Origin of the sequence: Nonomuraea sp. NPDC049625 (assembly GCF_040675285.1) — a bacterium.
Lineage (GTDB): Bacteria > Actinomycetota > Actinomycetes > Streptosporangiales > Streptosporangiaceae > Nonomuraea > Nonomuraea angiospora_A.
In genome coordinates this window covers 22993-34057 of the sequence record NZ_JBFAOQ010000008.1, presented here as the reverse complement: position 1 = coordinate 34057, position 11065 = coordinate 22993, and the positions used below count along the sequence as shown (strand labels likewise).

5 protein-coding genes are annotated in these 11065 nt (G+C 74.1%); all 5 read left to right on the top strand.

Features of this window, described 5'->3' with window-relative positions; all coding sequences use genetic code 11:
- Positions 1 to 67 precede the first annotated feature (67 nt).
- The 5 genes from AB0J87_RS32140 (at position 68) to AB0J87_RS32120 (ending at position 11024) form a co-directional block, all read left to right on the top strand.
- Complete coding sequence (locus tag AB0J87_RS32140) at positions 68 to 2530, top strand: putative baseplate assembly protein (protein ID WP_363971131.1); 2463 nt, start codon at positions 68 to 70, stop codon at positions 2528 to 2530.
- The gene (locus tag AB0J87_RS32135) at positions 2527 to 4593 is read left to right on the top strand and encodes a phage tail protein (RefSeq protein WP_363971129.1); all 2067 of its coding nucleotides are present in this window, start codon (positions 2527 to 2529) and stop codon (positions 4591 to 4593) included. The genes AB0J87_RS32140 and AB0J87_RS32135 overlap by 4 nt, the downstream gene beginning before the upstream one ends.
- Before the next feature lie 10 nt (positions 4594 to 4603).
- Positions 4604 to 5926 (top strand): DUF6519 domain-containing protein, encoded by a 1323-nt coding sequence (locus tag AB0J87_RS32130; protein WP_363971127.1) that lies wholly within the window; start codon positions 4604 to 4606, stop codon positions 5924 to 5926.
- 2 nt (positions 5927 to 5928) lie between these two features.
- Positions 5929 to 10065 carry a DUF4157 domain-containing protein gene (locus AB0J87_RS32125; protein ID WP_363971125.1) on the top strand — a complete coding sequence of 1379 codons (4137 nt, stop codon included), beginning with the start codon at positions 5929 to 5931 and terminating at the stop codon, positions 10063 to 10065.
- Positions 10066 to 10319: 254 nt separating this feature from the next.
- Complete coding sequence (locus AB0J87_RS32120) at positions 10320 to 11024, top strand: BTAD domain-containing putative transcriptional regulator (RefSeq protein ID WP_350727540.1); 705 nt, start codon at positions 10320 to 10322, stop codon at positions 11022 to 11024.
- The last annotated feature ends 41 nt before the right edge of the window (positions 11025 to 11065 follow it).

Genomic DNA, 11065 nt, shown 5'->3' with positions numbered 1-11065 from the left:
GCGGTGCGCTTCGGGGACACCGCTGCCGACGGCCAATCCGCCGGGGCGGTCGAGCCTGAGCGTCCGCGTGGGTACCCGGGCGGCGTTCCTGACCAGGATGATCGGGAGGCTGGCCTCCGCCGACCATCCCGAGCTGGCCAGGCTCACCACGCGCGCCCCCGACGACCCCGCGCTGGCGCTGCTGGACGCGTGGGCCTGCGTCGGCGACGTGCTGACCTTCTACCAGGAACGCATCGCCGACGAGGGCTACCTCGCGACGGCCAAGGAGCGGCGCTCGCTGGTGGAGCTGGCCGCGCTCGTCGGCTACCGGCCCCGGCCGGGGCTGGCGGCGAGCGCCTGGCTGGCCTACACCCTCGACCCCGACCCCGACGACCCGCTCGTGCGGGTGCCGGCGGGCGCCAGGGTGCAGAGCGTGCCCGACCCCGGCGCCAAGCCGCAGATCTTCGAGACGGCTGAGGAGCTGGTGGCCCGCCCGTCGTGGGGCGCGCTGCCGCCCAGGCTGCGCCGCCCGACGCGGCTGACCCGCTGCCGCGTGGCCTCCCTGCGGGTGGTGCACGTCGAAGGGATCGCGACCGGGCTCGCGCCCAACGACCGCCTGCTCTTCCACTTCACCGACGGATCGCCCCTGCTGAGGATCGTCGAGTCGGCGGAGACCGATCTGGACGCGCAGGTGACCGCCGCCAGGCTCCAGCTGTCCCCGGCCGGGGTGGCCGAGGACGGCGACGAGGAGGCGGAGTTCGTCCGGCTGGAGGTCCTGCGGGCCAAGGCGGCCACGTTCGGCTCCGCCGCCCCGCTCCCGCCCGCGACATCCGGCGGGGTGATCGGCGAGGTCGCCGCGGACGACCCCGACTGGGAGCTCGACGAGGGCCTGTACGACTCCGACGCGGGCGCGCGCACGTTGCTCCCGCTCGACGCCGACTACCCGCGCATCCTCCCGGGCAGCTGGATCGTGGTGGTCTCCGGCGACGGCCTCGTGAACGTCAACCTCGTGAAAGAGGTGCGCACGCTGGGCCTGGCCCGCTACGGCATCTCCGGCAGGGTGACCGCGCTCGTGCTGGTGGCGCCCTGGTTCCCCGAGGAGCACGGCGACGCCGGGCGCTCCCTGTCCGAGCTGCGCGGCTACACCTTCTACGTCCAGGCCGAGCCTCTCGCCCTGGCCGACGAGCCCATCACGGGGCCCGTCGAGGGCGGCTCGATCGACCTCGGCGTGGTGATCGAGGACCTGCCGACCGGCCGTACGATCGTCGTGTCCGGGATGCCGCAGGACGCGGGCCCGCTCACGCCGCCGAGCGGCGAGGTCGCGCGGGTCATCGGCACCCGGCGGGCCTCCTCGTCGGGGAGCGTGCCGGATCACACGGTGCTGGACCTCGCGGCCCCGCTGCGCGGCAGCTACCGCCGCTCCACCGTCACCGTCTGGGCCAACGTCGTACGCGCCACGAACGGCGAGACGAAGCTCGAACCCGCGGCGGGCAGCGGCGACGCCGGCGCGGCCGGCCAGCGCTTCACCCTGGGCCAGCAGCCGCTGACGTACCTCGCCACCCCCGACGCCGACGGCGCCGAGGCGGAGCTGATCGTCAGGGTCGGCGGGATCGCCTGGCACGAGGTCCCCGAGCTGGCCTGGGCGGGGCCGTCCGAGCGGGCCTACCAGCTGAGCGTGGACGCCGCGGGCGGCGCGACCGTCGAGTTCGGCGACGGCAGGCGCGGATCGCGGCTGCCCACCGGCACCGGCAACGTGGCCTTCACCTACCGCGTGGGCATCGGCAGGGCGGGCAACGTGCGCGCCGGGCAGCTCAGCCAGCTGCAGACCAAACCGCTGGGCGTCAGCGCGGTGACCAACCCGCTGCGCGCGAGCGGCGGCACCGACCACGACGCGGACCCGGCGCTGCGCGGCCGGGCGCCGCTGCCCACGCTGGCCATGGACCGGCTGGTGGGCCTGCGCGACTACGCGGACTTCACCCTGGCCCGCGCGGGTGTCGGCAAGGCCGCGGCGACCCGCCTGAGCGCGGGCGGCAGGGAACTGGTCCACGTGACGGTGGCGGGCGTGGACGACGCGCCGATCGAGCCGGACTCCGACCTGCTGCGCGGCCTGCTCGCGGCCTGCCGCCGCTACGGCGACCCCGGCGTGCCGGTCGCCGCGGCGCCGCGCACGCTGTGGAACGTCGTCCTGGAGGCGAACGTGTGGATCGACGCCGACCGCGCCCCCGACCTGGTCGGCCCGCAGGCCCGCGCGGCCCTGGAGTCGGCGTTCGGGTTCGACGCGCGCGCTCTCGGGCGCAGCCTGTACCTGTCCGAGGTCGTCGCGGAGCTCCAGCGCGTGCCCGGCGTCGCGTTCGCCGACGTCGTACGGCTGGGCGCCACCCTCGGCACGACCGCCCCCGAGGCCGCCGCGGTCACCGGCGTGGCCGAACGGATACCCGCGAGACCGGCCAGGACCCGGGCCGACGGCGTCCACATCGACCCCGCCGAGCTCGTCCTGATCACACCCGGCCTGGACGGGTTCGTCGTCCTGCACGTGGAGGTGGCCCGATGACCCGCGACGAGCTGGCCGCGCTGCTGCCCGCCATCCACCGCAGCAGGGACGAGGAGCGGGGCCACCCGCTGCGGGCACTGCTGCGGATCATCGAGGAGCAGGTACACGTCATCGAGGACGACCTCGACACCTGGTACGCCAACTGGTTCGTCGAGACCTGCGACGAGTGGATCGTGCCGTACATCGCGGCCCTGGTCGGCATCGACAGGGAGGGCGTCTCGCGCGCCGAGGTGGCGGACGCGGTGGCCGTACGCCGCCGCAAGGGCACCGCCGCCGCGCTGGAACAGCTCGCCTTCGACGTCGCGGGCCGGCCCGCGCGGGCGGTGGAGACGTACCGGATGCTGGTGCGCGACCAGCACCTCCGGCACCTGCGGCCGGACCGGCCGGCCACCTTCGACGTGCGCGACCTCGTCGCCTGCGAGCGCGTCGGCGGCCCCTTCGACACCGCCCCCAGGCTGCCCGACGTGCGCCGCATCAACAGCGAGCTGACCCGGGGCCTGCCCAACATCCCCAGCCTGGCGCTGTACGTGTGGCGGCTGCTGTCCTTCCCCGTCACCCGGGCCCCGGCGTTCTGCGTCGACCAGCGCTACAGCCGCTACCTGGTCAACGTGCTGGGCATCGACACCCAGCTGTTCGCCCCGCAGGGTACGGGGCCGAAGGCCGCCCACCTGTCGGGACCCGCCGACCTGCCGCAGCCGATCGGCCGCGAGGAGTTCGCCGCGGCCGTGACCGAGTACTACGGCCCGGGCCGCGCCCTGCGGATCTGGCGCGACAGCCTGGACAACCCCGTCCCCGCGAGCCGGATCGTCGGCGCCGACCTGAGCGACTGGCGCTACCGGCCCCAGCCGGGCCAGGTGGTCGTGGACCCGGTGCTGGGCAGGATCGCCTTCCCGCCGGACGAGGCGCCGGAGGAGGGGGTGTGGGTGAGCTGGTGCTACGGCTTCAGCGAGCGCATGGGTGGCGGCGCCTACGCCAGGGCGACCGCCCCGGTCGGGGAGCGCCGCCGGTACGTCGTCGGCGGTGACGGGTTCGGCTCGATCACCGCCGCGCTCCGGCAGTGGCAGGAGGACAAGGAGGCCGACCCGTCGCTGCACGACGCGCTCGTGGAGATCGTCGACTCGGCCGACTACACCGAGGCGCTCTGCGTCGACCTGGACCTGGACGACCGGCTGGAGCTGCGGGCGGCGCCTTACCAGCGGCCGGTCATCAGGCTGCTCAACCAGCGGGCCAACAGGTTCGACGCGCTCTCGGTGCGCGCCCGCTCCAAGACCCCGCCGCCGGGTGGCGCCGCCGACTGCCCGCCGCCGTCCGCGCGCCGCCCCCGCCTGCTCCTCGACGGGCTCGTGATCTCGGGCCGCAGCGTCGACATCACCGGGCAGGTGGGTGAGGTGACGATCAGGCACTGCACCCTCGTGCCCGGCTGGGAGCTGGACGACCGGTGCGAGCCCCGCCACGGCGAGGAGCCGTCGATCGAGCTGCGCCGCACCACCGCCCGCCTGCGCGTCGAACGGTCGATCGTCGGCACGATCCTCGTCGACCAGGACGAGACCGCGGGGGAGCCGCTCATCGTCGAGGCGTACGACTCGATCATCGACGCGACCGGCCGCGAGCTGGCCGCAGTGACGGGCGTGGACGCCAGGAACGCCTACGCCGACCTGACCCTGCGCCGCTGCACCGTGCTCGGCCAGGTGCGCGTCTACCTGCTCAGGCTCGCCGAGGACAGCATCGTGACCGGCTGCGTGCACGTGGCCAGGCGCGACGCCGGCTGCGCGCGCTACTCCTACGTCTCCTACGCCTGCCACGGCGGCCCGCCCCGCTACCGGTGCCCGCCCGATTCGGACAACCGGCTGCGGCCCAGGTTCACCAGCGTCAGGTACGGCACGCCCGGCTACTGCCGGCTGCACGAGACCTGTGCCGACGCCATCCGCACAGGAGCGGAGGACGGCGCCGAGATGGGCGCCTTCCACGACCTGTTCGAGGCGCGCAGACTCGCCAACCTCGTCGACCACCTGGACGGGTTCGTCCCCCTCGGTGTCGATGCAGCCGTCATCAACGCCACCTAGGGAGACCGCTGTGCACGGAGACTTCTCCAACATCACCTTCTCGCCGGAGCGCGGCTACTCCGCGGTCTTCGACCTGCAGGGCAGGGTCGGCCTGGACGCCAACCGCAACGAGCAGACCGCGCTCCTGCTGCACCAGCTGCGCGGCGCGCTGGCCGACCTGATGGGCCCCCACGCCGGGCCGGCGGGCCCCGGACTGGGCTTCGCCGTCGGCGACCCGGCCGTGGCGGACTTCACCATCGGGGCGGGCCGCTATTACGTGAACGGCATCGGCGTCGAGAACCCGGCCGAGACCACCTACGCCAAGCAGCCGCACGCCGTGCTGGACGTCGCGGGCGCCGACCGGCTGCCCAAGGGCAGGTACCTGGTCTACCTGAAGGTCTGGGAGCGGCACGTCACCGAGGTGGAGGACCCTACGCTGCACGAGCCCGCGCTCGGCCCGCACCACCCCGACACCAGCAGCCGCGCGCAGGTCGTCTGGCAGGTGCGCGCCGTGCCCGTGCCGACCGGCGACGTGTCGGTGGAGACCTGGGTCGCCGACTGGATCGCCGCCGCCGAGTCGGCGGAGCACCGGGGAGTGCTCCAGGTACGGGCCACGCGCCCGCACGAGGCCGACGACGACCCGTGCACCGCGCCGTCCGACGCGGGGTACACCGGGGAGAACCAGCTCTACCGGGTGGAGATCCGCAGCGGCGGCACCGTCCGGGAAGGGGCGAGCTTCGCCTGGTCGCGGGACAACGGCTCGGTGATCTATCCGATCCTGGCGAGCGACGGGCCCGTGGTCCAGGTGAGCAGCCTGGGCCGCGACCGGCACACCGCGCTGGAGGTCGGCCAGTGGGTGGAGGCCGTGGACGACGCCGTCTCGCTGCGCCGCGAGCTGGGCTGGCCGCGTCCGGCCGCGCCGCTGCGGCAGGTGGTCGACGTGGACGTGGACCTGTCGACCGTGACCCTGGACGCTCCGCCGCCCGCGATCGACCGGCGCCGCCACCCGTACCTGCGGCGCTGGGACCACACGCCGCCCGGCAAGTCCCCCGACGGGGCCGTTCCGGTGACCGAGGCGCAGGCGGCCAGGAAGGATACGGGGTGGATCCCGCTGGAGCGGGGCGTCGAGGTGCGCTTCCTCACCGGCGAGCGCGGCAACCCGCACCGCTACCGTACGGGTGACTACTGGGTCTTCCCCGCGCGCCGCACGCTGGGCGACGTCATCTGGCACCACCCCCAGGGCCGCGGCCCGCACGGCGTGGCCTACCACTACGCGCCGCTGGCCGTCGTCGAGGGCGACGCGGTCACCGGTTGGCGGACGTCGTTCGCGCTGCCGCTCACGCACGGACTGTGACCATGGCGGCCGGCGACCGACGTGCCGAACCCGCGCGGGCCTCGGCGCCCGTCCCCGCCGCGGCCCGCAGGGAGCTGGCGCGCAGGGGCGAGCCGCTGGACCGGGTGACGCGTACGGCCATGGAGCAGCGGTTCGGGCAGGACCTCAGCCAGGTCAGGGTGCACTCCGACGGCTCGGCCGGGAGATCGGCGCGCGAGCTGGGGGCCCGCGCGTACACGGTCGGTGAGCAGATCGTCTTCGGCCCCGGCAGGTTCGCGCCGCACACCCCCGACGGCAGGCACCTGCTCGCCCACGAGCTCGCCCACGTCATCCAGCAGCGCGGCGGCGCGGGCCCGCGGCCGACCCGCCACGCCGGGCTCGAGGCCGCGGCCCACGCGGCGGCCGACGCGGTGGCGCACGAGAGCGGGCCAGAGAGCGGCCCAGAGAGCGGCCCAGAGAGCGGCTACGTGGCCGTCGGCGGCAGCGCGTCGATCGGGCTGGCCATGGCGGAGGAGACGGGCGGCCCCGCGAGCCCGGAGGACGTCGCGGCGTTCGCCCGGCTGCGGGAGTTCCAGGACGCCGCCGACCTGCGGGCGACCGAGCTGATGGAGGGGGTCGTCCGGAAGAGCCTCGCCCGGTGGGAGGCGGGCCAGGAGGCGAAAGCCGCCAAGGCGGAGAAGGAGGACAAGCCGCTGCCGGTGGACCAGCGCACCCCTGAGGAGCGTCGCGAGGCGGCCGCGGGCTCCATCCGGGGTGACGTCACCGTCACCGTCAGCTACGCCGTGGACGAGGAAGACAACCTGCACGAGCTCGTCACCACCACCAAAGGCAGCCGCCGCAAGCTCGTCGATCTGGGGCCGGGGGAGACGTGGGTCAAGGCCGTCCGCCTGAAGAAGCAGAAGCCGGAGGCTCCCGATCTCAAGGTCGTACCGGCCGGACCCGCCGAACCGGCTCCGGCCGCCAAGCCCGCCCCTTCACCGGCAGCGGCCCCTTCAGCGACTCCCGGCCCGGTGCCCGCGCCGGGGTCGGCGCTCGCGCACGCCCACGAGCCCGAGCCCGAGTCCGAACCGGTGCCGCAGTCGGGAGTGGTGCCGAAGTCCGAGCCGGTTCCTCTGTCGGGGGTGGTGCCGAAGACCGCTCCGGCGTCCCAGCCGGGGCTGCATCTCGTCGACCAGCATGAGGGCGGGACCGCCGAAGGGGAGGCGTCGGAGCCGGACGAGCCGAAGCGCAAGCGCACGGCGGAGCAGGCGCGCAAGGACGCGGAGGCGAGGCTGGTCGCGCACGCGGCCAAGCACAAGCTCAAGCTGATAGCGGTCGGCGCCAGCTCCCTGATCTGCCCGCACTGCGCGGCCAAGCTCGGGCTGGCCGGCGCCACCGTCGGCACCGGCCGGGCCAAGGACCCGCTGGGCGAGCACGTCCCCGTGAACCTCTCCCCGGCGCTGGAGGCCATCAAGAAGCTCCCACCCAAGCCGCCGAGGCCCGAACCGGTCGTCGAGCGACGCTACCCGGGGCGCCCGGAGGGAGCCCCGCCCCCCGGCCCGGCCGCCCCCCCGGCCAAGCGGCGGCGGCTGATCCCGTTCCCGCTGCCCAAGGCGGAGACCCTCCCGGTCCCGGCCGATGCGGACGACCAGATCCTCCAGCAGGCCCAGGCCCGGCCGAAGGCGCCCAAGGCCAGTCCGAAACCCGAAGCTCCGCAGCAGGCCCCTGCCCCCGCACCGGCCAAGACCCCGGCACCCGCCACCACACCGAAAGCTCCCGCTACCCCCGTGCCGACCCCGCCCCCTGGTACGGCGCCGAAAGCGTCCGCGGCCCCCGCGCCCGGAACTCAGGCTCCCTCCAAGGGGGCCCCTGAGGCCACGTCCAAGAGCACGACAGGGACGACGGTGGCACGGAACGAGGGCAGCCTGACCCTCACCCGGAGCAAGGACACCAGCACGGGGACGTTCGACGAGGAGGGCAGGCTCCAGCAGGGGACCCGGACCGGCCGCCAGGCGAGCGCCGGGGTCGTCGCCGCTCCCGAGGGGTTCGGCGGGCAGGGGGCCGCGAGCGCCCAGCGGACCACCGCGTACGGCAACGGCTTCACCACCACCAGGTCCGTCGCCGGCAACGCCCGCGTGGTGGTGAAGGCCACGCGGGTGGAGGCGACGGAACCGCCGGCGTACCAGCTCATGGTGACCGTCACGATCGGCGCGACCGGTACGGTGGGCGGCGGGGCGGGACGGAAGGGCACGGCGAACGCGTCGCTGTCGGTCACGGGGTCGGTGACCGGGACGTTCGTCCACCGGTTCAGCCAGGAGGAGACCAAGCGCTACCTCGGGGACCTGGCCCGCGACGGGTCGGGCGGCGCGGAGCAGGAGCTGCGGGTCGTCAACCTCGTCGCGCGCGGCAGCGTCGACGACGCGCGGCAGCTGCTGACCACCCTGGCGGCCCCGCTGTCGGCCGCCGAGGCGGCCAAGCTCGGCGAGGGCGACCAGGCGAGCCTGGAGGCCAGGAAGGGCGTCGGCGGCTCGCTCGGCGTGACCGGTGCGGGCAGATCGCCGGTCGGCGCCGAGGTCTCCTACAGCAGGAGCAGGTCGCTCAAGCGTACGGTGGCGCGCAGGGGCGGGGCCGTGCTCGTCACGGTCGAGGTGGTGTCGGAGACCGCGAAGTCCATCGGCGCGTCCGGCTCGTCGGGAGCCGTGAGTGCCGGCCTCAGCTACGGCAGGACGACGTCGGAGGCCAGGGCGGTCACCTTCCGCCTGAACCCCGGAGACCCGGACTACCAGACCAGGTTCGACCGGATCCTCGCGGTCGACGGCGCGGCCGAACTGACCGCCCTGGCCGCCGCCGACCCCACCCGGGTGGCCGGTACGGAGTCCGGCACCGGCTGGTCGACCACGCTGACCCCCAAGGTCGGCGTCGCGGGGCTGGAGGCGTTGATCTCGACCACCCATTCCTTCGCGGAGAAGACGGTCGTCGACGAGACGGGCACGCACAAGCTGTTCTCCGGGGCGACGGGTGGCGCGCTCACGGCCGGAGTGGCGTCGGGCCCGCAACTGGAGTACCGGACCGAGCAGGCCGTCACCGCCGCCGTCGGTCCCGGCAACAAGGCCACGGGTGACGTCAGCACCACGACCTCGGAGACCGACCTGGGGGCCTCGGCCCGCGCGCTGGCCTCCGCCGCCGACCAGTCGCCCGTCGCCGGCTCGCTCAAACTGGCCACCGGCGGCAGCAAGCTGCTGCAGTCCCGCACCGAGGTGATCGGGATGAAGCTGTCGGACGACGACTTCGCGACCATCGCGTCGATCTCCCGGGAACCCGGCAGGTGGAACCACGCCTTCCGCGGCCGGATCGCGAGCTTCCAGGACTGGCAGCGCCTCGGCCGCAGGATCGCCGCCGGCGGCGGGGACAGGGAGGAGATGAGCCGCGCGCTCGCCGAGTACGCGAGCCACAACGACGGCGCGTCCGACGCCGTGCAGGCGGTGGTCCGGCCGCAGGGCCAGGCCGAGGGCGGCGTGCGCTACGACTGGCCGGCCGAGCTGGCCAAGGAGCGAGAGGCGTTCGAGACGATCGTGGTGGGCGACCGGGTCGCCCAGCTCAAGGCCCGCGCCGCGGCCGGGGCCTTCGAGGAGGCCCAGGCGGGCCTGAAGGCCGACAACCTCAGGCTCGACAAGGCCGCCAGAGCCATCACGGCCGCCTCCGAGCAGTTCACCGACGTGGCGGCGGTGGCCGAGATGCTGCGCAGGATCGGCGACCGGCAGACGGAGATCCGCGCCGAGCTGCGCAAGCTGAAGCCGGCGGCTGCGCCCGTACAGAAGGAAACGATAGGCCCTCCGCCCGCGCCCGCTCCTGACGCCGAAGCGGTGGAGGAGCGCAACGCCAAGCTCCGGAGCCTGATCCCCGCCATGATGACGCTGCGCGACCAGGAGAGGGCGGTCTTCGCCGAGGTGCGCAAGGAGCTTGAGCATCCACCGTGGTACCGGGGCCCGGACGTCATCTCCGTCATCCAGGCGCTCAACAAGCTCAAGCCGGTCTACACGCAGTGGGACCCGCTGGTCGACAGGCTTCGCGAGGTCTTCCGCGAACGCGGCGAGGACGGGTCGCGCGCCGACGCCTACGCCCCCGACCGCAAGACCTACGAAACGCTGCGCCGCCACCCGGAACTGACCAAATACGGCTGAGTCGCGTGCTTTTCGATATCGCTTGGAATAAACGGCGAATGGGATTTTCGGCAGTTTCAACGTGATTTTATCGGCCGCCTGAATGTAGCTCAAAAGCCCAGCTCATGACCGCCTCGCTCACGAAAAGTTACGCCCTATTGACAGATCATCTGCGGACGGCATAAAACCCAGGGGGATCTGTTCGTGCAGAGGAGGGGCGCCCGATGGACAGCACTTCTGCTGTCGCGGCGTACGATGCACGGCCGGAGGGGTCGGTGAGCCTGCGTCTGCTGGGCACCTTCGAGGTGTCGGCATGCGCTGAAACGGGCGGTGCACGGTGGGGCGAGCTCCCGCACAGCGCTCGGCGGCTGGTCGCCTTTCTCGGCCTGCACGGCACCGCGACCCGTGACTTCGCCGCAGGCAGCCTGTGGCCCGACTCCAGCGAGGCCCGCGCGCAGGCCGACCTCCGCACCACCCTCTGGCGGGCCGGCCGGGCCTGCCCGGGGCTGATCGTCACGGGCGGCCCGGCCATGCGGCTGGACCCGCGGGTCTCGGTCGACGTCGACGAGCTGCAGGCGCTGAGCCGGCGGCTGCACGTGCGGCGACCGGCGCAGGCCGAGGACGACGGCTCGTGGGTGCCGCCGCGCGGCGTGCTGCTGCCCGGCTGGTACGACGAGTGGGTCGTCGCCGTCCGCGAGCGCGTCCGTCAGCTCCAGTTGCACACCCTGGAGGCCATGGCCGAACGGCAGCTCGCCCAGGGCGCCTACGGTCGCGCGCTGGACCTCGCGCTGGCCGCCGTCGAGTACGAGCCGCTGCGCGAGAGCTCCCAGCGCCTGGTCGTCCGCATCCACCTCGCCGAGGGCAACCTGGTGGAGGCGGTGCGCGCCGTGCGCGCGTTCACGGAGCTGCTGTGGCGGGAGATCAAGGTCCGGCCCAGTCCCGAGTTCACGGGCCTGGTCGAGCTTCCGGCGCCGAGCTGACCGCGCTCGGGCGGCCGGCTCTCCCCCGGCACAGGCCGTAC

Excerpts from the sequence above, each read along its gene's own strand:
- AB0J87_RS32135 (WP_363971129.1), top strand. The coding sequence starts at position 2,527 with ATGACCCGCGACGAGCTGGCCGCGCTGCTGCCCGCCATCCACCGCAGC.
- AB0J87_RS32125 (WP_363971125.1), top strand. The coding sequence starts at position 5,929 with ATGGCGGCCGGCGACCGACGTGCCGAACCCGCGCGGGCCTCGGCGCCC.